Annotated in this window: 25 protein-coding genes and 1 pseudogene; 10 read left to right on the top strand and 16 right to left on the bottom strand. The window is 68.9% G+C overall.

Annotation, left to right across the window (positions count from 1 at the left end; all coding sequences use genetic code 11):
* Positions 1-21: 21 nt before the first annotated feature.
* The 4 genes from gad to AMYNI_RS0119160 all read right to left on the bottom strand — a co-directional run bounded on the left by gad (position 22) and on the right by AMYNI_RS0119160 (position 3,053).
* On the bottom strand, positions 22-1,404 hold the full coding sequence (gene gad, locus AMYNI_RS0119175) for a glutamate decarboxylase (protein WP_020669657.1): 1,383 nt from the start codon (positions 1,402-1,404) through the stop codon (positions 22-24).
* A gap of 19 nt (positions 1,405-1,423) precedes the next feature.
* Entirely contained in the window at positions 1,424-1,900 is a 477-nt protein-coding gene (locus AMYNI_RS0119170; protein WP_020669656.1) for a Dps family protein, read from the bottom strand.
* Between the two features lie 17 nt (positions 1,901-1,917).
* Positions 1,918-2,343, bottom strand: coding sequence for an organic hydroperoxide resistance protein (locus AMYNI_RS0119165; protein ID WP_020669655.1), 426 nt, complete (start codon positions 2,341-2,343; stop codon positions 1,918-1,920).
* Positions 2,344-2,477: 134 nt separating this feature from the next.
* Entirely contained in the window at positions 2,478-3,053 is a 576-nt protein-coding gene (locus AMYNI_RS0119160) for an NADPH-dependent FMN reductase (RefSeq protein WP_020669654.1), read from the bottom strand.
* Positions 3,054-3,179: 126 nt separating this feature from the next.
* Here AMYNI_RS0119160 and AMYNI_RS0119155 point away from each other — a divergent pair, with 126 nt between their 5' ends.
* Positions 3,180-4,241 (top strand): alpha/beta hydrolase, encoded by a 1,062-nt coding sequence (locus AMYNI_RS0119155; RefSeq protein ID WP_026360650.1) that lies wholly within the window; start codon positions 3,180-3,182, stop codon positions 4,239-4,241.
* A gap of 92 nt (positions 4,242-4,333) precedes the next feature.
* Here the strand turns inward: AMYNI_RS0119155 and AMYNI_RS0119150 are convergent, their stop codons facing one another.
* The 4 genes from AMYNI_RS0119150 to AMYNI_RS0119135 form a co-directional block, all read right to left on the bottom strand.
* A complete protein-coding gene (locus tag AMYNI_RS0119150; RefSeq protein ID WP_026360649.1) occupies positions 4,334-4,864 on the bottom strand; it encodes a hypothetical protein in 531 nt (176 codons plus the stop codon).
* A 484-nt stretch (positions 4,865-5,348) separates the two neighbouring features.
* A complete protein-coding gene (locus AMYNI_RS0119145; RefSeq protein ID WP_020669651.1) occupies positions 5,349-6,791 on the bottom strand; it encodes a catalase in 1,443 nt (480 codons plus the stop codon).
* Positions 6,788-7,249, bottom strand: a complete 462-nt coding sequence (locus AMYNI_RS0119140; protein WP_026360648.1) for a Fur family transcriptional regulator — start codon at positions 7,247-7,249, stop codon at positions 6,788-6,790. The genes AMYNI_RS0119145 and AMYNI_RS0119140 overlap by 4 nt, the downstream gene beginning before the upstream one ends.
* Positions 7,250-7,329: 80 nt before the next feature.
* Positions 7,330-8,082, bottom strand: a complete 753-nt coding sequence (locus tag AMYNI_RS0119135; protein ID WP_020669649.1) for an SDR family NAD(P)-dependent oxidoreductase — start codon at positions 8,080-8,082, stop codon at positions 7,330-7,332.
* 91 nt (positions 8,083-8,173) lie between these two features.
* Here AMYNI_RS0119135 and AMYNI_RS0119130 point away from each other — a divergent pair, with 91 nt between their 5' ends.
* The gene (locus AMYNI_RS0119130) at positions 8,174-9,385 is read left to right on the top strand and encodes an MFS transporter (RefSeq protein WP_020669648.1); all 1,212 of its coding nucleotides are present in this window, start codon (positions 8,174-8,176) and stop codon (positions 9,383-9,385) included.
* On the opposite strand, the gene AMYNI_RS0119125 is transcribed toward AMYNI_RS0119130, so the two are convergent.
* The gene (locus AMYNI_RS0119125; protein ID WP_020669647.1) at positions 9,382-9,759 is read right to left on the bottom strand and encodes a hypothetical protein; all 378 of its coding nucleotides are present in this window, start codon (positions 9,757-9,759) and stop codon (positions 9,382-9,384) included. The genes AMYNI_RS0119130 and AMYNI_RS0119125 overlap by 4 nt on opposite strands.
* Before the next feature lie 96 nt (positions 9,760-9,855).
* Here AMYNI_RS0119125 and AMYNI_RS0119120 point away from each other — a divergent pair, with 96 nt between their 5' ends.
* From AMYNI_RS0119120 to AMYNI_RS0119110, 3 genes are all read left to right on the top strand, one after another.
* Positions 9,856-10,938, top strand: coding sequence for an ImmA/IrrE family metallo-endopeptidase (locus AMYNI_RS0119120; RefSeq protein WP_026360646.1), 1,083 nt, complete (start codon positions 9,856-9,858; stop codon positions 10,936-10,938).
* Positions 10,939-10,951: 13 nt separating this feature from the next.
* Entirely contained in the window at positions 10,952-11,491 is a 540-nt protein-coding gene (locus AMYNI_RS0119115) for a hypothetical protein (RefSeq protein ID WP_020669645.1), read from the top strand.
* Positions 11,492-11,606: 115 nt separating this feature from the next.
* A complete protein-coding gene (locus AMYNI_RS0119110; protein ID WP_040405817.1) occupies positions 11,607-12,746 on the top strand; it encodes a DUF418 domain-containing protein in 1,140 nt (379 codons plus the stop codon).
* A 63-nt stretch (positions 12,747-12,809) separates the two neighbouring features.
* Here AMYNI_RS0119110 and AMYNI_RS0119105 read toward each other — a convergent pair whose 3' ends face one another.
* Both AMYNI_RS0119105 and AMYNI_RS0119100 read right to left on the bottom strand, forming a co-directional pair.
* Positions 12,810-13,877, bottom strand: coding sequence for an aspartate-semialdehyde dehydrogenase (locus AMYNI_RS0119105; protein ID WP_026360645.1), 1,068 nt, complete (start codon positions 13,875-13,877; stop codon positions 12,810-12,812).
* A 2-nt stretch (positions 13,878-13,879) separates the two neighbouring features.
* On the bottom strand, positions 13,880-15,145 hold the full coding sequence (locus AMYNI_RS0119100) for an aspartate kinase (protein ID WP_020669642.1): 1,266 nt from the start codon (positions 15,143-15,145) through the stop codon (positions 13,880-13,882).
* A 147-nt stretch (positions 15,146-15,292) separates the two neighbouring features.
* Here AMYNI_RS0119100 and AMYNI_RS0119095 point away from each other — a divergent pair, with 147 nt between their 5' ends.
* Positions 15,293-15,892: a nitroreductase family protein gene (locus AMYNI_RS0119095; RefSeq protein WP_020669641.1), complete on the top strand. Its 600-nt coding sequence runs from the start codon at positions 15,293-15,295 to the stop codon at positions 15,890-15,892.
* On the opposite strand, the gene AMYNI_RS0119090 is transcribed toward AMYNI_RS0119095, so the two are convergent.
* Both AMYNI_RS0119090 and AMYNI_RS0119085 read right to left on the bottom strand, forming a co-directional pair.
* The gene (locus AMYNI_RS0119090; protein WP_040405816.1) at positions 15,818-16,414 is read right to left on the bottom strand and encodes an ESX secretion-associated protein EspG; all 597 of its coding nucleotides are present in this window, start codon (positions 16,412-16,414) and stop codon (positions 15,818-15,820) included. The two genes, AMYNI_RS0119095 and AMYNI_RS0119090, sit on opposite strands and share 75 nt — an antisense overlap.
* Before the next feature lie 30 nt (positions 16,415-16,444).
* Positions 16,445-16,885: a hypothetical protein gene (locus AMYNI_RS0119085; protein ID WP_020669639.1), complete on the bottom strand. Its 441-nt coding sequence runs from the start codon at positions 16,883-16,885 to the stop codon at positions 16,445-16,447.
* 261 nt (positions 16,886-17,146) lie between these two features.
* Between AMYNI_RS0119085 and leuA the strand changes: the two genes are divergently transcribed.
* From leuA to AMYNI_RS0119070, 3 genes are all read left to right on the top strand, one after another.
* Positions 17,147-18,937, top strand: a complete 1,791-nt coding sequence (gene leuA, locus AMYNI_RS0119080; RefSeq protein ID WP_020669638.1) for a 2-isopropylmalate synthase — start codon at positions 17,147-17,149, stop codon at positions 18,935-18,937.
* Between the two features lie 92 nt (positions 18,938-19,029).
* Positions 19,030-19,932, top strand: coding sequence for a DUF5753 domain-containing protein (locus tag AMYNI_RS44870; protein ID WP_020669637.1), 903 nt, complete (start codon positions 19,030-19,032; stop codon positions 19,930-19,932).
* Positions 19,905-20,153, top strand: a complete 249-nt coding sequence (locus tag AMYNI_RS0119070; RefSeq protein WP_020669636.1) for a DUF397 domain-containing protein — start codon at positions 19,905-19,907, stop codon at positions 20,151-20,153. Before AMYNI_RS44870 ends, AMYNI_RS0119070 begins: the two co-directional genes overlap by 28 nt.
* Positions 20,154-20,162: 9 nt before the next feature.
* Here AMYNI_RS0119070 and AMYNI_RS0119065 read toward each other — a convergent pair whose 3' ends face one another.
* Positions 20,163-20,531, bottom strand: a complete 369-nt coding sequence (locus AMYNI_RS0119065; protein WP_020669635.1) for a hypothetical protein — start codon at positions 20,529-20,531, stop codon at positions 20,163-20,165.
* A gap of 24 nt (positions 20,532-20,555) precedes the next feature.
* Positions 20,556-21,257, bottom strand: coding sequence for an NsdA family TPR-like regulatory protein (locus tag AMYNI_RS50175; protein ID WP_483756900.1), 702 nt, complete (start codon positions 21,255-21,257; stop codon positions 20,556-20,558).
* Between AMYNI_RS50175 and AMYNI_RS50170 the strand changes: the two genes are divergently transcribed.
* Positions 21,229-21,384, top strand: coding sequence for a hypothetical protein (locus tag AMYNI_RS50170; RefSeq protein WP_020669633.1), 156 nt, complete (start codon positions 21,229-21,231; stop codon positions 21,382-21,384). The genes AMYNI_RS50175 and AMYNI_RS50170 overlap by 29 nt on opposite strands.
* 345 nt (positions 21,385-21,729) lie before the next feature.
* On the opposite strand, the pseudogene AMYNI_RS50165 reads toward AMYNI_RS50170, so the two are convergent.
* Positions 21,730-21,861: pseudogene (locus AMYNI_RS50165) on the bottom strand (helix-turn-helix transcriptional regulator); the annotation flags it as partial.
* Positions 21,862-22,098 lie beyond the last annotated feature (237 nt).

The raw sequence follows: 22,098 nt of genomic DNA, 5'->3' as shown, positions 1-22,098 counted from the left end.
ACCGCGGCCGGCCAGGCGGGCTCAGTGGTGGAAGGCGGTGCTCGTCGACGGATCGTGCGCCGGACCCGGCTGCTTCTCCAGCTCGGGCAGAATCCGGCCCACGTCGTCCAGCAGCAGGTCCGCGAGGTCGTCGGTGAAACCGTTCCGGCAGACGATCCGCAGCACGGCGAGGTCCGTGCGGTTCTCCGGGAAGGTGTAGGCGGGCACCAGCCAGCCGCGCTCCCGCAGCCGCCGGGACACGTCGAACACATCGAATCCGGTGACCTCCGGTTTCGTGGTGAACGCGAACACCGGCAGCTCGTCGCCGCGGGTGAGCAGCCGGAACGGGCCGAGCTCGCCGATCCGATCGGCCAGCCGGGTCGCCACATCGCGGCTCGCCTGCTGCACGACGCGGAAACCCTCACGACCGAGCCGGACGAAGGTGTAGTACTGGGCGGCGACCTCGGCGCCGGGGCGGGAGAAGTTGAGCGCGAAGGTCGGCATGTCGCCGCCGAGGTAGTTGACGTTGAACACCAGCTCGGACGGCAGCGCCTCGCGGTCGCGCCAGATCACCCAGCCGACGCCGGGATACACCAGCCCGTACTTGTGCCCGGAGGTGTTGATCGACGCGACCCTCGGCAACCGGAAGTCCCACTCCAGCCCGGGGTCCAGGAAGGGCGCGATCATCGCACCGGAAGCGCCGTCCACGTGGATCGGCACATCGAGGCCGGTGCGCCGCTCGAACTCGTCCAGCGCGGCGGCGATCTCCGCGACCGGCTCGTAGCTGCCGTCGAAAGTGGACCCGAGGATGGCCACCACGCCGATGGTGTTCTCGTCGCACCGGGCCACCGCCTCCTCGGCGGTGAGGTGGAACCGGTCGCCCTCCATCGGCACCAGCCGCGGCTCGACCTCCCAGTAGGCGCAGAACTTCTCCCAGCAGACCTGGACATTCGCGCCCATCACCAGGTTCGGCCTGCCCGGCCCGGACCAGCGCCGCTTCAGCGCCATCCCGGCGAGCATGCAGGCTTCCGAGGAACCGGTGGTGGAACAACCCATGATCCGGGCCGGGTCCGGTGCGTGCCACAGGTCGGCGAGAATGTTGACACAGCGCCGTTCCAGCTCGGCGGTCTGCGGATACTCGTCCTTGTCGATCATGTTCTTGTCGACGCAGTCCGCCATCAGCTCACGCGCCTGCGGCTCCATCCACGTGGTCACGAAGGTGGCCAGGTTGAGCCGGGCGTTGCCGTCCAGCATCAGCTCGTCGCGAACCAGCTGGAGCGCGGTATCGGCCGGCACCGGGTCCGCACGCAACCTGTCGTGCGGCATCTTCAGTCCGGCCGCCAGCGCCGGATTCGCCCCGGTATGGAAGGGATTTCCGCCGCCACGACGGTCCGGACGGCCCGATTCACCCTTGTGCAGCACCATACCGGGGACCCTAGTGCGATCAGGCCTGCTGGGCCTGCCACATCCAGTGCGCCTTCTCCAGCTCCTGGGTGATTTCGATGAGCAGGTCCTGGGTGACCAGATCGCTCTTGTCGGTGTCGTCGATCCGGGCACGCAGCCGCTGGATCAGCTCGGCCAGAATCGTCACGATCGCCGCGACGGTGGACTCGACCGACTGCCAGTTGTCCGGGTACTCGGGCACGCCCGAGCTCTCCACCACGGTCTTCGCCTTGCCGTTCGGCGAGACGCCGATCGCGTTGGCCCGCTCGGCCACCTCGTCGGTGTACTGCCGCGCGGTGCTCACCAGCTCGTCCAGCTGCAGGTGCGCGCTGCGGAAGTTCGCGCCGACCACGTTCCAGTGCGCCTGCTTGGCGATCAGCGAAAGGTCGACCAGATCGACCAGGGTCGCCTGCAGGGCGTTTCCGGTGATCTCCTTGTCGCTCTCGCTGAGCGGGCTCTTGATCGGAGAGTTGGCCATTTTTCCGTCCTTTCCGTTCAGGTGGTCGCGGTCACCTCGACCACGATGTTGCCGCGGGTCGCGTTCGAGTACGGGCACACCTGGTGCGCCTGCGCGACGAGCTCGTCGGCCTTGCCCTGTTCCATCCCGGTCAGCCTGGTGTTCAGCTTGACCGCGAGCGCGAAGTTGCCGGCCTCCGTCTTGCCGAGGCCGACCTCGGCGGTCACCTCGGAATCGCCGACGTCCACTCGCCCCTGCTTGGCCACCAAGCGCAGGGCGCTGTGGAAACAGGCCGCGTAGCCGGCCGCGAAGAGCTGCTCCGGGTTGGTGAACTCACCGCCGGGGCCGCCGAGCTCCTTGGGAGTGCTCAACTTCTCGTCGATCACCCCATCGGATGAGGTGACCTCACCGTTGCGACCGTCGCCTCGCGCGGTCGCCTGTGCGGTGTACATCGCCTCGGCCATCAGTGTTACCTCCGCTGTCGGGGTCCGGCTGTCCCAGCCTCTCACCAGGTACAACAAACCGCAGGGGCAGAACCTTGCCGCCGCATGAGCGGCGTCACGGCAGCGGAGTACCCCGGTGCGGCGGGCGCGAATCCCTAGGCGGTGCGGTGTGCGACGGCGAACTCGGTCACCTGTCGGCCGATGGTGCGCAGGGTGTTGATCACCTTCTCCTCCGACGCGCCACCGGCCTCGTCGAACTTCACCTCGGCACTGTTGATCGCCCCGCCGAGCGGGGTCGGCCAGCCGCGCAACGCGTGCGCGATCGTGCGCAGCTGGTCCAAAGTGGTCACCGCGGCCTGCCAGCCGTAGGCCACCGCCGCCACGCCGACCGCGCGGCCGTCCAGGTAGGGCCGCCGGTCGGGGCGCAGGTCCTCGACGTAGTCCAGCGCGTTCTTGACCAGCCCGGACAGCGCGCCGTGGTAACCGGGCGAAACGATGATGATGCCGTCCGCCGCCCGGACCGCCTCGATCAGCCGCAGCGCCTCCGGGGCGCGGTCCGAAATCGTGGCGTCGTAGAAGGGCAGCGAGAGATCCGACCCGGTGAAGGCGACCGTATCGGCGCCCGCCTCCGCGGCACCGTCCAGCGCGATGCGCAGGGCCCGCTCGGACTGGGAGCCGGCGCGCAGCGAGCCGCCGATGCCGAGCACGTTGATCGCGGGAGTCGAAGTCACACCCCTGAGGCTAGACGCTCCAGTTAGGTGGAGGACCACGGTTTGGGACGGAGTGCTGAGTCACATCTGGTCATCGCACCTACTGGCAAGTAACGTCATCCGCCAAGGACCTCGACGGGAGGAACCATGGCGTTATCGCTCAGGACCCAGGTGGAGGCCGCGGCGGCCCAGCTGGTTTACGCGCTGCCGTCCCCGGTGCGCCGCCTGATCGCCGGCAGGGCGATCCGGATGGACGGGCAGGAACTGGCGCTGGACGCCCAGTTGCTGCTCCGGTTGCAGCAGATCAGCGGGGCCGAGCTGGTGCGCGGCGCGTCGGTCGCACAGGCCCGCACCCTGCTGGACGAGTCCCGGCATCTGGTCGGCGGCAAGCCGATGGGGCCGATCGCCACCCGCGAGCTCGTCATCCCGGCGGAGCACGACGGCCTGGCCGCCACCCTGTACACCCCGGCCGGGCTGGCCGAACCCTCCGGGCTGCTGGTGTTCTTCCACGGCGGCGGTTTCGTGATCGGCACCAGGGCCAGCCACGACAACACCGCGCGGTTCCTCGCGCTGCGGGCCGGGGTCCGGGTGCTGTCGGTGGAGTACCGGCTGGCCCCCGAGCACGTGTTCCCGGCGGCGGTGGACGACGCGGTGACGGCCTTCGACTACGCGCACGCCAAGGCCGCCGAGCTGGGCGCCGACCCGGCGCGGATCGCGGTCGGCGGGGACAGCGCGGGCGGCAACCTGGCCGCGGTGACCGCGCAGGTGACCACCCGGCGCGGTGGCCCGGCACCGGCCTTCCAGCTGCTCTTCTACCCGACCACGGACTCCAGCGTGCGCCGCCGGTCGAGGGAGCTGTTCGGCAAGCGGTTCTTCCTCACCGACAAGCACATGACCTGGTTCATCGACCAGTACGCCCCGGAAGGCGTGGACCGCAGCGATCCGAGGTTGTCCCCGCTGCTCACCGAGGACCTGTCCGGGCTGCCACCCGCCTACATCGCCACCGCGGGGTTCGACCCGTTGCGCGACGAGGGCGAGGCATACGCCAAACGGCTGCAGGAGGCCGGGGTGCAGACCGCGCTGAGCCGGCAGGCGGACCTGATTCACGGTTACGCCAATTTCCTCGGCGTCGGCCGCCGTTTCCGCGAGGCGACCGCCGAGGCCGCCGGTGCACTCCGGCTCGGGCTCAGTAATCGGAACGGCTTGTAAAAGACCCCGGACAACCGGAATCCGGCGCGGAGGGCACTCCGCACCGGATTCCGGATCCCCCCGATTCACATGGCGAGGGTTTTCCTATTCGGTTATGGCGTCGGCAACGGCGGCACCGGCGGTACCGGCAGCGGGGGCACCGGAAGGCCGCCGCCGAGCAGCCCTGCCACCAGTCCGGTCACCGCGGTCAGCAGGGTCTTCAGCAGGTCGCTGACGACCTTCAGCGGTCCCGGCAGATCGGGCAGCGGCGGCAGCGGCAACGGCGGCAGCTGCCGCGGCTTGGCGTTCGGATCGGCCAGCAGCCTGGACGCCTCGCTGGACCGCGCCTTCGCGTCGGTGGCGACATTCTGCTGCTCAACGGCGATGGAGTACCGCTTGCCTTCGGACAGATCCTTCAACAGCGGGTTCATCTTGCCAAGGGCGCTCCTGGTGCTGGTGACGTCACCGGCATAGGCCACCTTGGTCAGCTCGTCCCGGAACTGCAGCATCTGCGCCCCGGCGGCCTGCGTACTGGACGTGCCCTTGCCGCCGAGGGTGCCCGCCGCGGCCACCCCGCCAGAGGCCACCGCCAGCAAGCCACCGATCGCAACCACGGCAATCGAGCGGGCAATTCTGCTTTTCATTTCCCTAACCTCCCGGCCTCTTAAGACCTGACGGGAGTAATCGATACCCGCCGTGTCGGGGAATCACCACCCGGTCGCCCGCGCCGGACCATTTCCTGTCCTTACCTGACGAATTCATCTGCCGTCGGTACGCCCGCAATTGATGAACGTCTTGATCTTGAGCCTCGCCCGGAAGATCAAGTTGACACCGCGGAAAATGCACGGAAGGTGAGCGGGTCACTCGTCCGGGCCGCGACGGTCACCTGAAGAGATGCATTGCGCGTTTCGTTCACACCATCACTCGGCTGAACCGCGTGTCGCGCTCGCGTTGTGCGGTCCGTGTTCCCCGCTCCGGATCGCGCCACCCACAGACGCCCCGCCAGGCACAACACCCCCAGCAGGCGCTGAGCAGGGGGACACCCGGCGGGCCACACGACGACATGCGACAACACGGCCCGGCGAGCGAGCTGCTCGCCGGGCCGTGCCGGTGGTGGGAGCGGAAAAACTACTTCTGGAAGGCGGCCGCGACCTTGTCACCGAGGGTCTTGTCCACGTTGCGCCAGTACTCGAAGACGCGCTCCAGCACCGGCTGCGAGACGTCGTTGCTCGCGTGCCCGATGATGTTGTTCGCGAGCCGCTCACGCGCGGCGTCGTCGAGCACATCGCGGACCATCGTGCCCGGCTGGCCGAAGTCGTCGTCCTCGGCGTGCAGCTTGTAGGCGCTCCTCAGCACCTCGCCGGTGGCGCCGTAGGCCGACGCCGCTTCACCCGCCAACGCGGCGTCGGCGTGCGGGCCGCCGTAGGAGTTCGGCGCGTAGACCGGGTCGGCCGTGTTGCTGTAGCGCATCGGGCCGTCCTTGGAGTAGCTGTTCACCTCGGACTTGGCCGCGTTCACCGGCAGCTGCGTGTAGTTCGGGCCGATCCGGTAGCGGTGCGCGTCCGGGTAGGCGAACAGCCTGCCGAGCAGCATCTTGTCCGGCGACGGGCCGATGCCCGGCACCAGGTTCGCCGGCTCGAAGGCCGCCTGCTCGATCTCCGCGAAGTAGTTCGACGGGTTCCGGTCCAGGGTGTACTTGCCGACCTTGATCAGCGGGTAGTCGCTGTGCGGCCACACCTTGGTCAGGTCGAACGGGTTGAACCGGTAGTCCGCGGCCTCGTCATGCGGCATGACCTGCACGTACAGCGTCCACGACGGGTGGTCGCCCGCCTTGATGCTCTTGTAGAGATCGGCGATGTGGTGGTCGCGCGAGGAGCCGGCCAGTCCGTCGGCCTCCTCCTGGGTCAGGAACTCGATGCCCTGGTCGGTCTTGAAGTGGTACTTGACCCAGAACTTCTCGCCGCCGGCGTTCTCCCACAGGTAGGTGTGCGAGCCGTAGCCGTTCATGTGGCGCCAGGTCTTCGGCACCCCGCGGTCGCCCATCAGCCAGGTCACCTGGTGCGCCGACTCCGGGCGCAGGGTCCAGAAGTCCCACTGCATGTCGTGGTCGTGCAGGTGGTTGTCGGCGCGGCGCTTCTGCGAGTGGATGAAGTCCGGGAACTTGATCGGGTCGCGGATGAAGAACACCGGGGTGTTGTTGCCGACCAGGTCGTAGTTGCCCTGCGAGGTGTAGAACTTCACCGCGAAACCGCGGGGGTCGCGCACGGTGTCGGGGAAGCCGAGTTCACCGGCGACGGTGGAGAAGCGGATCAGGCTCTCGGTCCTGGTGCCCGGCTGGAAGAGGGCGGCCTTGGTGAACTGGCTGACGTCCTCGGTCACCTCGAGCCGGCCGAACGCACCACCGCCCTTGGCGTGCACCACCCGTTCCGGCACCCGCTCGCGGTTGAACTGCGCGTTCTTCTCGATGAGGTAGTGGTCCTGCAGCAGGATCGGGCCGTTGGCGCCGAGGGTCAGTGAGTCGTTGTCACTGCCGATCGGGATGCCCACGTTGTTGGTGGTCGGCTTGCTCACGCCGACACCTCCTCGTTCTCGTGGTGGGATTTACGTGCGGCCGAACAGCGGGGGCACAGCCCCCAGAAGACGACCTCCGCCTCGTCCACCTCGAACCCCGCCGTGGCGGATGGTTCGAGGCAAGGTGCCGTGCCGTGCACGCAGTCGACGTCCTCGGTGCGTCCACAGACGCGGCAGACCAGGTGGTGATGGTTGTCGCCGGTTCGAGTCTCGAACCGGGCCGGATGTCCGGCCGGCTCGATCCGCCGCACCAGGCCGGCACCCGCGCACGCGCCCAGCACGTCATAGACGGCCTGGGTGGATACCGAGCCGAGCCGCGCGCGGACCCCCGCCGCGACCTGGTCGGCCGTGGTGTGCGGATGGTCGGCGAGCCACTCGAGCACAGCGACCCTCGGTGCGGTGATCCGCAGACCGGCCGACTTGAGGCGCTGAGCGACGGGGCTTTCCTGGTGAGGCATGACCTCTACAGCTTGTCGCCTTTTCTGGAATGAGTCAAGAAAACCCGCCCGGCCGGGTGACCCCGGTCACCCGGCCGAGTTCAGCAGCCGTAACCACCGTCCACGTCGAGAGCCTGGCCAGTGACGAAGCCGGCCCGGTCCGAGGCGAGGAAGCAGACCGCCTCCGCGATGTCGGCCGCGGTGCCGAACCGCCGGAGCGGGATGTTGCCCCTGGTGATCCGCAGGGCCTCCTCGTCCAGCTCGCCGGACTCGATCAGCCTGGCCGCCATGCCGTCGGTGAGCATGCCGGGGCCCACGCTGTTCGCGCGCACCCCGAACCGGCCCTCCTCGGCCGCGAGCCCGCGGACGACCGCCTCGATCGCGGCCTTCGGCGCGGCGGACAGCCCGTCGCGAACCGGGAACCGGCGGTTCGCCGCGGTGGTCACCGCGACCACCGAGCCCCGGCTTTCCCGCAGCATCGGCAGCGCGTGGCGCACCAGCCCGAAGAAGCCGGACGCGTCCACGTCGAGCTGCGTGCGGAACTGGGCCGGCTCCACCCGGCTCAGGTGCACCATCGGCACATGCGGTCCGGACGCGTAGACCAGCGTGTGCAGGGCGCCGAGCTCACCGAGCAGCGCGCTGGTCCGCTCGTCGTCGGCGAGGTCCAGCCGGTGGCCGGTGACCAGGCCGGGAAGTTCGGCCTCCAGTTCGGCCGCGGCCTCGACGTTGTGCAGGTAGGCGAACGCGACCTTTGCGCCCCGCTCGGCGAGCAGGCGCACGATCGCGCGGCCGATGCCACCGGTGCCGCCGGTGACCAGCGCGACCCCGGGCCGTCCGGCGAAGTCCTGATTCATGCCCCGATTGTGACCACCGCCCCGGTCGCCGGTCCCGCAGACTCGCCAAAAGAAGTTGCACGTACGTACCAGGAGCCGGTCTCATCGGGGTATGCAGCGCTATCGTCAGGTGCTCGTCCTGCCTCAGGTTCGCACTTCGATGCTGCTGATGTTCTTCGCGCGGCTGCCGATGACCGCGATGGGTGTCACGCTGACGCTGCACGTGGTGGGTTCGCTCGGCCGCGGCTACGGCGAGGCCGGGCTGGTGGGTACCGCGACCACGGTCGGCAGTGCGGTCGGCGCGCCGGTGCTGGGCAGGCTCATCGACCGGTACGGGCTGCGCCCGGTGATCCTGACCTGCGGGCTCGCGTCCACCACCTACTGGCTGAGCACCCCGCACCTGCCGTACCTGGTGCTGGTGGTGGTGGCGTTGCCGGCCGGCATGCTCGCGGTGCCGGCCGGTTCGATCGCCAGGCAGATCCTCACCGCACTGGTGCCGGAAGATCAGCGCCGGTCCGCATACGCGCTGGACACGATCTCGCTGGAGTCGTCGTTCATGATCGGCCCGGCGGCCGGGATACTGGCCATCACCCAGTTTTCGTCCACGGTTGCGCTGACCGCCGTCGGCTGCTGCTACGGGCTGGTCGCGGTCGCGCTGTTCTGGATGAACCCGCCGATCAGGAACAAGAACGAGATCACCGTCAGCCCGGGGGCGCGGCCGCCGCTGCGCAGCTGGCTGACCGCGCGGCTGTCCGGGATCCTGCTGGTCGCGCTCGGCGCCGGGTTCGTGCTGATCGGCATGGAACTGGCGATGCTCGCGGCACTGCGCGAGTCGGACGAGCTGGACTGGGCCGGCGTGCTGTTCGTGGTGATCTGCCTCGCCTCGCTGACCGGTGGCCTGGTGCACGGCGCGATCCGCAAGTCCCTGCCGCAGCTGACCCTGATGGTGCTGCTCTCGGCGCTGATGCTGCCGGTGGCCTTGCTGGACCACCCGTGGTGGCTGCTGGCGCTCGCGCTGGTCCCGGCGAACCTGGCCTGCGCACCGACGCTGGCCTCGACCAGTGAGGCGGTCAGCCTGAGCAGCCCGGTCCGGGTGCGCGGGGAGGCGATGGGGCTGCAGGATTCGGCGGTCCGGATCGGGATCGGCATCGGCAACCCGGCGGTCGGTTTCGTGATCGACCATTCCTCGGCGGCCTGGGGTTTCGCCGCCGCGGGCGGCGGTGGCCTGCTGGTCGCCGCCGTCGCCGGCCTGCTGCGCCGCCGGAAGACCGGCCGCGAAGCCCCGGCACTGGCCGAGGCTGTCCAAAGTGGACAGTCAGCCTAGAGGCAGACCTGGCGCAGCCGATCGAGGTTGGCCGCGTTGCGGCGCATCCAGTCGGTCAGGTTGCCGAGCTCGTCGGCCTGCTTCTTCTCCAGCGCGACATAGGAGTCGGCCATGGTGAACAGGGTCTGCTTGACGTCCGCCTCAGCCACCTGGTCGCCGAGTTCCCGCAGCCGGTCCGCCTTCTGCTGCGCCTCGGCCTGAAGCTTCTCCGGGTCGATCCCGGCCGGGTTGAGGTCGGCGAGCCCCAGCGCCTCGCCGCACGCGCTGACCTTGTTCGTCGCGGTGTTCGCCTGGTCCATGGCCTCGTTCACCTCGGTACAACCGGTCAGCAGCACACCGAGCACCAGCACCGCGGGCACGCCCCAAAGCTTCATGCCCACCAACGTACCTGGAGCACGGCCAAAAACAGACAGCGGCTGATGACCTCCTGACGCGTTGGGAAAATCCCAATGCGCTGCTATCCTGCACTTATGGAAACGAGCATCGGGAGTCGGGTCACCGCTCTCCTCCCGGAGGGTCGCACTCGTCGTGAGATCGCGTCGGACGTCGGGATGACCCCCGACGCGTTTTCCCGTGCCCTCAACGGACAACGGGGGTTCGCGGCGATCGAGCTCGCCCTGCTCGCCGAGCTGCTCGACGCCGACGTGCACTTCCTGATCACCGGGGAGCCGAACCCGCACCAGTTGCTGGTCGCAGCCCGGCACGACTACGACCCTGATTCGGGCCGCCGCGACGTACCCGGCGCCGACGGCGACCGGCAAGAACTGGCGGATGTGGCCCTCGCCTATCAGCAGGCCGAACCCGCGGGACTGGCCGCCTCCACGGTGCCCGAGTCCGTCGCCGCCGCCCGTGACCGGTTGGGGGCGGAGTTCGTACGACCATTCACCGAGCGCCTCGAAGCATGCGGGATCGACGTGGTGCGGCTGCCGAAGTTGTCCACCTCCTACTGCTTCACCGTTGCCGGACGGGCGGTGATCGTGGTGCCCGCGACGGGAAACTGGTTCAGGGAGAACTGGGGACTCGCGCACGAACTGGGACACCTGGCCCTCGGGCATGTGGACCCCGGACTGCCTCCGGTGGAACGAACCCGGCATGAGGCCGCTGCGAACGCCTTCGCCGCGGAACTCCTCCTGCCCGCGGAGACCATGCGGTCGCAGGACTGGACCGAAGTCACGATCGAGGAACTCGCGCAGCAGGTGTGGCGACTCGGCGTGTCCACCGATGCGCTCGCGAAACGACTGGAAAGCCTGCAAGTTCCCGTCTCTTCGGTGATCACCGAGTGGGCCGGGCAACCGACGCAACGACTGCTGCGGCGGCACTGGCGGTCAACCGAAGCCGGCGACCCGATCACCGAGCGAATGGACGCGGCGGCCACCCGCCGCTTCCCGTTCGCACTCCAGGACGCCCATCTCACCCTCATCGCCAAGGGAGCCCTGCCGAAAACGACCCTGGCGTGGATGCTCGGGGTCGACGCGGACAGCCTGCAGGTGGACGAACCCGTGCCGCCACCGCCGATGCCGACGGCGGAGCTGGCCGCCGCCCTCGGCATCTGAACGGCGAACCCCGGTGGCACTGCTGCTGTTCCCGGACAACACCGTCCTGATCAACTTCGCCCACCTGCACCGGATGGACCTGCTTGCCAGGCTCGCCCAAAACGGTGCGTGGTGCGCCACGGTCGCGCGGGAGTGCGACCAGTCCTCGGCATGGTCCGGGCTCGAAGACCTGGCACAGGCGCACCAGATCTTCGGGGAACCGCTCCGCCCGGAAACCGGTGCGGAACACACCATGACCCGCACCTTCCGCACCCGATTCGCGAGGCCAGGGGATGGCCCCCACAAACACCTGGGAGAAGCCGAAACCCTGGCGATCATGAGCTGCCGTTCCCTGCACGGCATCTTCGTCACGGACGACCGCAGCGTTCCCGTCCTGGCCACCGAACTGGGCATCATGACCGTGACGACCTGGGACCTGCTCCGCCTCGTCGCGCGCCACGACGACGTGGATCGCGACACGTTGTGGTCCTACCTGCGCACCCTGAGGCAGCAGGACCGGGGCGGACCACCAGGCGTGACCGATCGCGGATCGTTCGATCGCTGGATCGCTTGACTCAACCCCATTTCCTGCTTTTCTCCACCCCCGTCTCCTCCCTTCGGATGAGGACGCCTGTCCGCGGCGGCCCTAGCGTTACCGGCGGGAATCGGGCGGCAATGGGGGAGAACTCGTGCGCACAGAACGAATACAGGCGCTGGACGTGCTTCGCGGGGTGGCCATTCTGGGCACCCTCGGCACCAACATCTGGATCTTCACCAGCCCGGATGGGGCGGCCGGTTTCCTCGACCTGCCCACCCCGGACTCGGCCGCCGGGTTCACCGAACTGCTGCTGCGGTTCCTGAGCAACGGCAAGTTCCTCGCCCTGCTCTCCCTGATGTTCGGCATCGGCCTGGAACTTCAGTACCGCTCGGCTCGGCGGCGCGGGGCACGCTGGCCCGGCTGGTACCTGTGGCGCGCCGCGCTGCTCTTCGTGGAAGGCACGCTGCACTACATCCTGATCTTCGAATTCGACGTGCTGATGTACTACGCCATCGTTTCGGTGCTGGTCGCGTTCCTGGTCGGCCGCAGCGACCGGGTGCGCCGGACCTGGCTGGTGGTGCAGGCCGCGATCCACCTCGGCCTGGTCGGCCTGCTCACCGCGGCCATGCTCGGCGGGACGGGCACGTTGTCCGGCGGGACACCGGCGGCCGGCACCGGCAACTGGTTCGCCCAGGTCGCCGACCGGATCTCGATGGCTGCCGTCTACCGGTCCGAGGTCGTGCTGGTGCTCCCGCTCAGCACCGTGCTGTTCCTGCTCGGGGTCGAACTGCTGCGCGCCGGCGCGCTGGAGGACTCCGCACGCGGCCACCGGCTGCGCACCAAGCTCAGCGGGTTCGGGCTCGGCATCGGCGTGCCGCTCAACCTGTTCACCACCTTCGGCGGCCAGGGGCTGTTCGTGCTGGACCGCTACCTGGCCGCGCCCGTGGTCGCGCTCGGCCTGCTCGGGCTGATCACCACGCTGGTGCTCCGGACGCGCGGCGAGCCAGGGCCGCTGCGCCGCGGGCTGACCGCCGTGGGGCGGGCCGCGCTATCCGGCTACATCTTCCAGAACCTGGCGGCCGGCGTGCTCTGCTACGGCTGGGGCCTCGGGCTGGCCGCCACCTTCGCCGACGCCCGGCCGTGGTGGGTGATCGTCGTCTACATCGGACTCTGCGGCTTGCTCATGACGCTGTCCACCTTGTGGCTGCGGCGCTTCTCCCGCGGCCCCGTCGAACTCGCCTGGCAATGGGCCTACCAAGCCCCCCAACGCTCCCTGAGCAAAGTGCCGTGAAGGCCACCTTGCCTACCTTCAAGGTAGGCAAGGTGGCCTTCACGGACTGGGGATCACTGGGGATCAGGTGAATTCGGGGGCGAGTTGTTCGGCGACCTCGTAGGTGTTGAGGGCGGCACCCTTGCGCAGGTTGTCGCCGCAGACGAAGAAGTCCAGCGTGTTCGGGAAGTCCAGCGCCTGGCGAACCCGGCCGACATAGGTCGGGTCGCCGCCGACCACGTCCGCCGGGGTGGGGAAGCTGCCGTTCGCCGGGTCGTCCACCAGCACGATCGACGGCTGCGCCCCGAACACCTTGTGCGCCGCGTCCACGGTGACCTCGCGGGCGAACTTGGCGTGCACCGCGAGCGAGTGCGTGGTGACCACCGGGACCCGCACGCAGGTGGCGGACACCTTCAGGTCCGGGATGCCGAGGATCTTGCGCGACTCGTTGCGCACCTTGAGCTCCTCGGAGAACCAGCCGTCCCCCTTGTAGGAGCCCGCCGCGGGCACCACGTTCAGCGCCAGCGGCGCACCGGCGAACGGACTGTCCGCAAAGGACAGTCCGGCGGCCTGCACGGCCGCCCGCACGTCACCAGCGCGCGCCCCGAGCCCCTTGCCGGACACCGCTTCCAGCTCCGCGTAGAGCCGGTCGATGCCGCCCTGCCCGGCACCGGAAGCGGCCTGGTACGAGGCCACCACCAGCTCGGTCAGCTCGAACTCGCGGTGCAGCGCGCCGAGCGCGGCCATCATGGAAAGCGTGGTGCAGTTCGGGTTGGCGATGATGCCCTTCGGCCGGTTCGCCACCGCCGCCGCATTTACTTCGGGCACCACCAGCGGCACCTCGTCGTCCATCCGGAACGCGCCGGAGTTGTCCACCGCGACCGCGCCGCGGGACACCGCGACCGGCGCCCACTCCGCGGAGATCTCGTCCGGCACGTCGAACATCGCGATGTCCACCCCGTCGAAGGCCTCCGGGGAGAGCGCGACCACGGTCAGCTCCTGGCCGCGCACGGTGATCTTCTTGCCCGCCGAGCGCGCGGACGCGATCAGCCGGATCTCACCCCACGGCACGGAGTCCCGGCCGTTGATGATGTCGATCATGACGGTGCCGACCGCGCCGGTCGCGCCGACCAAAGCCAGTACAGGTGCCATTTCTACCGACCACTCCCCGCATAGACGACGGCCTCTTCGTCACCGCCGAGTTCGAAGGCCTCGTGGATCGCGCGCACCGCGTCGTCCAGCTGCGCGTCCCGGATCAGGACCGAGATCCGGATCTCCGAGGTGTTGATGATCTCGATGTTCACCCCGGCCGCGGCCAGCGCCTCGCAGAACGAGGCGGTCACCCCGGGGTGCGAGCGCATGCCGGCGCCGACCAGCGAAACCTTGCCCACGTGGTCGTCGTAGAGCACCGATGTGAAGCCGAGCTCGTCCTTGATCTTCTCCAGCTCGCCGACCGCCTTCGGCCCGTTCGCCTTGGACAGCGTGAAGGTGATGTCCGTGCGGCCCGACGAGGTGCTGGAGATGTTCTGCAGCACCATGTCGATGTCGATCTCGGCGTCGGCCACCACGCGGAAGATGCGGGCGGCCGCGCCGGTGTGGTCGGGCACCCCGGTCACGGTGATCTTGGCTTCGGACCGGTCGTGCGCCACACCGGTGATCAGCGCTTGTTCCACGGGGATCTCCTCAATTGAGCCGGCGACGGTGGTACCGGGCTTGTCGCTATAGGACGAACGGACTCGGATCGGCACGCCGTACCGGCGGGCGTACTCGACGCAACGCAGCATCAGCACTTTCGCGCCGCCGGCCGCGAGCTCGAGCATCTCCTCGTAGGGCACGGTGTCCAGCTTGCGGGCGTTCGGCACGATCCGGGGGTCGGCGGTGTAGACCCCGTCGACGTCGGAGTAGATCTCGCAGACGTCGGCGTTCAGCGCGGCCGCCAGCGCCACCGCGGTGGTGTCCGAGCCGCCGCGGCCGAGCGTGGTGATGTCCTTTGTGTCCTGCGCCACGCCCTGGAAACCCGCGACGAGCGCGACATAGCCCTGTTCGAGCGCCTCGCTGACCCGACTCGGGCTGACGTCGATGATCCGCGCGTTCCCGTGCACGGAGGTGGTGACCACCCCGGCCTGCGAACCGGTGAACGACCACGCCTCGGCGCCCTGCGCGGAGATGGCCATCGCGACCAACGCGTTGGAGATCCGCTCACCCGCGGTGAGCAACATGTCCATCTCGCGCTCCGGCGGCACCGGGTTCACCTGCTCGGCGAGTTCGAGCAGTTCGTCGGTGGTGTCGCCCATCGCCGAGCAGACCACCACCACGTCGTTGCCGGCCCGCTTGGTGGCGACGATCCGCTCCGCCACCCGCTTGATCCGGTCAGCGCTCTCCAGCGAGGAACCGCCGTACTTCTGGACTACCAGCGCCACGTGCGGTGAACCTCCTAGTCGGCCCCCGGCAGAGGGAGCCCCCATGCGTCCCGGTGTTTTCCAGGAGCCTACCGGGGGTTGCGCCGGCGACCACCCCACTGTGTGGCCCCGACCACTAGTCCGGGTGATGGTGAGAAGATCCGTTTCATGGAGAAGCCAGCATCCACCAGCGTGCCCGTGCACGAGCTGATCGCCCGCCGTTGGAGCCCCCGCGCACTGGACGAGACCGGGGTGGTCTCCGAGGCCCAGCTGCGCGCGGTGCTGGAAGCGGCCCGCTGGTCCGCGTCCTACGGCAACACCCAGCCGGCCCGCTATTTGGTGGGCCTGCGGGGCGACGAGACCTTCGACCGAATCCTGGGCACGCTCACCGTGCGTAACCAGTCCTGGGCGCACCGCGCGGGCGCGCTGCTGATCGGTCTCGCGGTCACCCGCAACGAAAAGGGCGAGATCCCCTACGCCGAGTACGGCCTCGGGCTGGCCAGCCAGAACCTGGTGCTGCAGGCGGTCGCGGAGGGACTGGTCGCGCACCAGATGGCCGGGTTCGACCGGAACGCGGTCGCCGAGCGGTTCACGCTGCCCGCGGACGTCCGCCCGCTGGTCGCCATCGCGATCGGCACCGCCGGGGAGCCGGAGGTGCTTGGGGAAGAGCGCGACATCGCCAGGGAACGGTCGTCACGCGAGCGCATCCCCTTGGCGGAGTTCGCCTTCACCGGCGACTGGGGCAATCCCCTCAGTCCCCTCGGCTAGTTTTCCACCGGCCCGTTCGCGCAGCCAGCGGCGGATGTCCGAGCCGTCGGTGGGCACGAAGTCACGCCTGCGCGCGCCGTCGGCGAGCATCGTGGTGGTCACCATGAACCGGCCGCGCGCGGTGTCGAAGAACTGGACCGAGCCCTGCTGGTCCAACTGCCCGTCCTGGCCGCGCACGGACACCTCGAACATGCCGAAGCGCTCGACCGGGGCGGACATGAACCCGCGCAGCACCCGCATCCCGCCGGTTTCGGTGGCATCCGTGCCGTCCTCGCGTTCGAGCACCGAGCCGGCCGGTACCGGCACCGGGCCGAGCTCCGGCAGATCGGCCAGCAGCCGGTCCACCAGCGAACCGGAGTCGCAAAGCTCGAAGATGACCCGCTCGCCGTCCTGCCCGGAGAGCAGCCCGACCCCGCCGGCCGCCGAGGCGCGGTAGTGCGCCGCCTCGCTGCCGGTGGCCTGGCTGGCCCGGCCGACGATCAGCACGTCGGGCCGTGCCCAGACCTGTAAGGCGTTCTGCACCTGGGGCAACCTAACGGACCGACCCCGTGCTCAGGAAGCGGTGCCACCCACCCGGCGGATGATCTTCGCGAGAACCGCCGAGACGATCAGCCAGAACAGCGCGGCAATCCCGAAGTTGACCAGCACCTGGAGCTTGGCGTCTTCCGGGATGACGAAGAGGTCGCGGAAGCCGAGCGTGAGCGGCTCGGCCCAGCCGCGGATGAACGTCACGATGCCGTTCTCCGCGTTGGCCTCGGCGATCACGAAGATGATGTGCAGCACCAGAACGGCCGCGAAGATCAGCCCGATCCAGCGCACCAGCCCGGCGATGAAGCCGACCGTGGTGTCCTTCGTCCGGCGCCAGTCCACTGTGGTGCCACGCTTGGCCGCGGCGCCCTCGGTGTCTCCGGCAGTGCTCGACCCGACCGGCGGCAGCGCCTGCGTGGCGTCGTCCGGCCTGCCCTTTTCGGTCTTCTCGGCGTGCTCGCCCATGCCGGGCAGTCTCGCATGTCCCACCGCCGATTGCTACGGGTGAGTAACCCACGTGTACGAGTCCGGATAACAGTTCGATCGCGCAGGCGAGCTTTCCAAGCGGCGCGGCTTGTGTTTAGAGTGGAGACGTGGCACGCGCTCTCCTGCTTCGCTGCCGCGACGGGGCCTGAACCGACCGGCCCCCCGTCGCGGGGCTCTGTGATGCCGCCGGTCGGCCATGACGACTCATAGCACCAGACCCCGGCAGGAGAACCGAGCAGCATGACCACGCCCGAACCCCGCGGCACGACCACGAGCCGTATCCGCACCCCGTCCAGGCCAGCCCCAGCGGACCAGCCGAACTGGAACCCGCAGCTCGGCACGTCGATGCCGGTGCACCGGTACCGCCCGTGGCACCAGCTGGTCGAGGACATCGACCTGCCCGACCGCACCTGGCCGGACCACCGCATTGAGCGGGCGCCGCTGTGGTGCGCGGTCGATCTGCGTGACGGCAACCAGGCGCTGATCGACCCGATGTCCCCGGCGCGCAAGCGCAAGTTCTTCGAACTGCTGGTGCGAATGGGATACAAGGAGATCGAGGTCGGTTTCCCGGCGGCAAGCCAGACCGACTTCGACTTCGTGCGCGAGATCATCGAAGAGGGCGCCATCCCGGACGACGTGCGCATCCAGGTGCTCACCCAGTGCCGTCCCGAGCTGATCGAGCGCACCTTCCGGTCGCTGGAGGGCGCCCCCCGCGCGATCGTGCACGTCTACAACTCGACCTCGATCCTGCAGCGCCGGGTGGTCTTCCGCGAGGAACGCGAAGGCATCAAGAAGATCGCCACCCAAGCCGCGGACCTGGTGGTGGAGTACGCCGCCAAGTACTCCGACACCGACTTCCGGTTCCAGTACTCGCCCGAGTCCTACACCGGCACCGAGCTGTCGTATGCGGCCGAGGTGTGCAACGCGGTCACCGAGATCTGGCAGCCGACCGCCGAGCGGCCGGTGATCCTGAACCTGCCGTCCACAGTGGAAATGGCAACGCCCAACGTGTACGCGGATTCCATCGAGTGGATGCACCGCAACCTGGAGCGCCGGGACGGGGTGATCCTGTCGCTGCACCCGCACAACGACCGGGGCACCGCGGTCGCCGCGGCCGAGCTCGGCTACCAGGCCGGCGCGGACCGGATCGAGGGCTGCCTGTTCGGCAACGGCGAGCGCACCGGCAACGTGGACCTGGTCGCGCTGGGCATGAACCTGTACAGCCAGGGCGTGGACCCGCAGATCGACTTCTCCGACATCGACGCGATCAAGCGAACGGTCGAGTACTGCAACCAGCTGCCGGTGCCGGAGCGCAGCCCGTGGGGCGGCGACCTGGTGTTCACCGCGTTCTCCGGCAGCCACCAGGACGCCATCAACAAGGGCCTGGACGCGCTGAAGGCGCAGGCCGACAAGGCGGGCGTGCCGATCGACGAGTACCCGTGGGAGGTCCCGTACCTGCCCATCGACCCGAAGGACGTCGGCCGGAACTACGAGGCCGTGATCCGGGTGAACTCGCAGTCCGGCAAGGGCGGCGTGGCCTACATCATGAAGAGCGAGCACCAGCTCGCCCTGCCGCGCCGGCTGCAGATCGAGTTCTCCCAGGTGGTCCAGCGACACACCGACAGCCAGGGCGGCGAGGTGGACGCGACCACCATGTGGAACGCGTTCTCGGCCGAGTACTTGGAGCCGCGGGTGCCGCTGGAACTGGTCCGCCAGCACGTGACCGACAACGGTGGCGGCGAATACGAGATCGCCGCCAGCGTGCGGGTGGAGGGCGACGACCACGACGTGGTGGGCACCGGGAACGGCCCGATCGCGGCGTTCTTCGACGCACTGTCCACTGTGGGCTTCGACCTGCGGCTGCTGGACTACAGCGAGCACACGCTCACCCCCGGCGACGACTCGAAGGCGGCTTCCTACATCGAATGCGCCATCGGGGACCGGGTCTTCTGGGGTGTCGGCGTGGACGCGTCCATCGTCACCGCGTCCCTGCGCGCCGTGGTTTCGGCGGTCAACCGCGCGCACCGGTAGGTGTTGCCGGGTCCGCAGCACTCACGTCCGTTGAGGTGAACCGGTCGTGCCGCGCCCGCACCGCGCTGACCTGCCGTTCTAGCGTGGCAGGCATGAGCGAAAAGGCGCGGCACGACTCCACCGCACGGACCCGCGAACTGGGCTTGACGCTGCGGGGCGTGCGGAAGCGAAAGCAGCTCGGCGGGCGTGAGCTGAACCGGAAGGTGGGCTGGCCGGACTGCAATGTCTCGTTCTGGGAGACCGGCCGCCGCGCGCCGTCCAGCGTGGACGTAGCCACCTTCCTGGCCGGTTGTGGCCCGCTCGACCGCATCGAGTACGAACAGCTCATCGCCATGGCCAAGGAACCCGACAACGGCTACTGGGTCCGCCCGCACAACCCGGAGCTGCCCACGGAACTGCGCTCGCTGATCGTCGCGGAGAGCATCGCCGACTCGATCGCCAGCTACGAACCCGCGGTCATTCCCGGACTCCTGCAGACCGAGCAGTACATCCGGGAACTGTTTCGTTGGTGCTCGACGCGCACTCAGGGCGAGATCGAACTCCGGGTGCAAGCCCGGCTCGCCCGGCAAGAACTGCTGCGTCGAGACCAACCGCCGGACTGCACTTACTTCATTCAAGAGCATGCGCTGCGCACTGTGCTGGGCAGTAGCCGGGTGATGAACGAGCAGCTTCTACATTTGGTGTTCGCCGGATCCCTGCCACGATGCACCATCCGGGTGGTGCGGGAGGCCGCCGGGCCGTTCAGCGCGTGGGGCGGCATGTTCATGCTGTTGGAGCAGGCCGAGCACCCAGCGACCGCCTACACCGAAGGCCTCGCCGCCGGGACATTCTTGGACAAGGCCGAAGACATCACGCGTTATCGCGGTTTTCTCGCCAGACTCGATGCGAATGCCCTGAATGAGGGACAATCGCGGGCATGGCTTGCCAGCCTGGCAAGCGCCTACGATCGAGCGGAGGCCGGATCCTCATGTCCACCCCCGAGCAAACCGGGCTGACCTGGCACAAGAGCAGCTACAGCAATGGCGATAACGGCGCCTGCGTCGAGGTCGCCTGGCACAAGAGCAGTTACAGCAACGCCAACGGCGAGGCTTGTGTCGAGGTCGCCGCCATCCCGGGGAGCATGGCCGTACGGGACTCCAAACATCCCGAAGCGGGCCACCTCGATTTCCCTCCCGCCGCCTGGCACTCCTTCCTCACCGCCCTCCGGCACCGGTAAGACTGGCCATCAGACCCTTGAGTGAGCTTGCTCGATGCTCTCGAAGATGTCGGCGTCGGTTTCCTTCTGCCAGTCGGGCAGTTGGTCCCAGTCTGCGACGTAGGCCGGTTTGGGGTCGGGGATGTGCTTGAAGATCTGACCGGTCCAGCACAGGGCAACGAATTTGCTCTTCTGGTCCCGGGTGAGCTTGGCGGTGGCGCCGTCGGTAACTGTCACGAACGCGAGGACCTGCCCGTAGACGGCAGCGGCGGACGCCCGTTCCCAGTCCGGGGTGTCGTCCCAGGGCGCGATGTAGCCGGGCTTTGGTTCGCCCGGGTAGTGCTTGGTGACCCCGGCGATCCAGGCTTCGCGGAAAGCGCGGCCGTGCTCGTCCTGCAAGATCGTTCCCTTTCTCGTCGGTGGTCAGGCGGTGATGGTCAGCGCGGCGATGTCGGCGTTGAGCCGCTGGATCTGCTTGTCGTGCAGCAGGGGCGGCAGGTGATGCTGAAGCTCGCGCAGCTTGCGGCTGATCATGCCGGAGCCGGACTGGCGAACCTCGTTGAGTGCGGCGTCGGCGTAGGTGAGGACCTGATCGGGATCCCGGCGGTGGGTGCCGATCATGGCGAGATCGGTGAGCACGCTGGCGCGCCGCCGCGGCGACATCGCCTGGCGTAAGGCATCGTTGAGCGCGGTCTCGGCGAGGTCGGTGCGGCCGAGGCGGGTGTAGCAGGTGCCGCGTTCCTCGGCCAAGCGTGCGCCGTCGAAGCGCAACCAGCCGCCATTGTGCACCGGCCCGGCCAGTTCGCGGACTGGTTCAGCGGCGTCCAGGGCGCGCTGGCAGGAGGCCAAGTCACCGAGCCCGGCGTAGGTCTCGGCCTGGACGGCGGCGACCCAGTATCGGGTGGACAGCGCGGTGTCGCCACGCTGGGCGAGCGAGGCGGCGAGGTCGAGCATCGGGGCGGCGGCGTCGAACCGGCGTTCGTAGAACGAGAGGTAGGCGTGCCGGGTCATCGCGCAGGCCCACAGGTCGAACGCGTCGGCGTCCCGGCTGGCCTGCGCGGCAAGGGTGTAGCAGTGCGCGGCGTCGGTGTAGGCGTTGGCGTCGAAGAAGATCTCGCCGGCCAGCTGGAACAGGTCCGCGGTCAGGGCGCAAAGCCGGCGGTGCGCCTGGCTGCCGTGCGGGGTGCGCGAGCCCGTCGGCGAGGACGCCGAGCTGGCGACGCACCAGCGGCATGACCTCGCCCTTGGCTGAGGCGAGGCTGTAGACCTGCCAGAGGTGCCCGTTGAGCGTGGCGTGCTCGGCGACCGCCGTCGGAGCGCTCACGGCTGCGGCGGTGCCGGCGGGCAGGGTCAGCATGGTGCCGACCATGCTGAACAGGCGTAGCAGTTCTCGACGCTGCATGTCGTCAATCTCCGCGAGTCCTCGTCGACCGGCGCCGGCGACGACCTGCTTGATCTCGTGGGGACGCGAGGCTGCCGCCCAGTCTGCCGTCCCCGGGTTGCGGGTCTCGCCGACAGTATCCGGCTCGTTGATCACCTGGTCGAGCTCGGCGACCGACATCTCCAGCGACTCGGCCAGGCGCGGACGGGCCCAGGGCTGCGGCTCGCGGCGGCCGTTTTCCCAGCGCTCGACGGTGGTGCGGTCCACCTTGAGTGCGGCGGCCAGTGACTCCTGGGTGAACCCGAGGCTCTTGCGCCGCTCGGTCAGACGCCACCGCTTTCCCGCCATGCCGGTCGCCCTCCCTGCATGGTCCGTCTGCCCGCGTGACGCGGGTACCAGCGCTGGTCAGCACGGCCCTGGCAGCACGCTGGCCGCAAAACTGCCGCAGCCTGGCCGTGGTCTGAGCACGCCGTTACCGGTTGTGTGCAAGTAGCGACGTGACACGGCTCTCACAGTAACGGAAGTGGCGGCGATGGCCAGATCCCAAGCCGGTGTTCTCCGTGACCGCGGTGCCGGGATTCGATC

Source organism: Amycolatopsis nigrescens CSC17Ta-90 (assembly GCF_000384315.1).
Taxonomy (GTDB): Bacteria; Actinomycetota; Actinomycetes; order Mycobacteriales; family Pseudonocardiaceae; genus Amycolatopsis; species Amycolatopsis nigrescens.
Note: the sequence above shows the minus strand (reverse complement) of the source record. Positions and strands in the feature narration are given on the sequence as shown.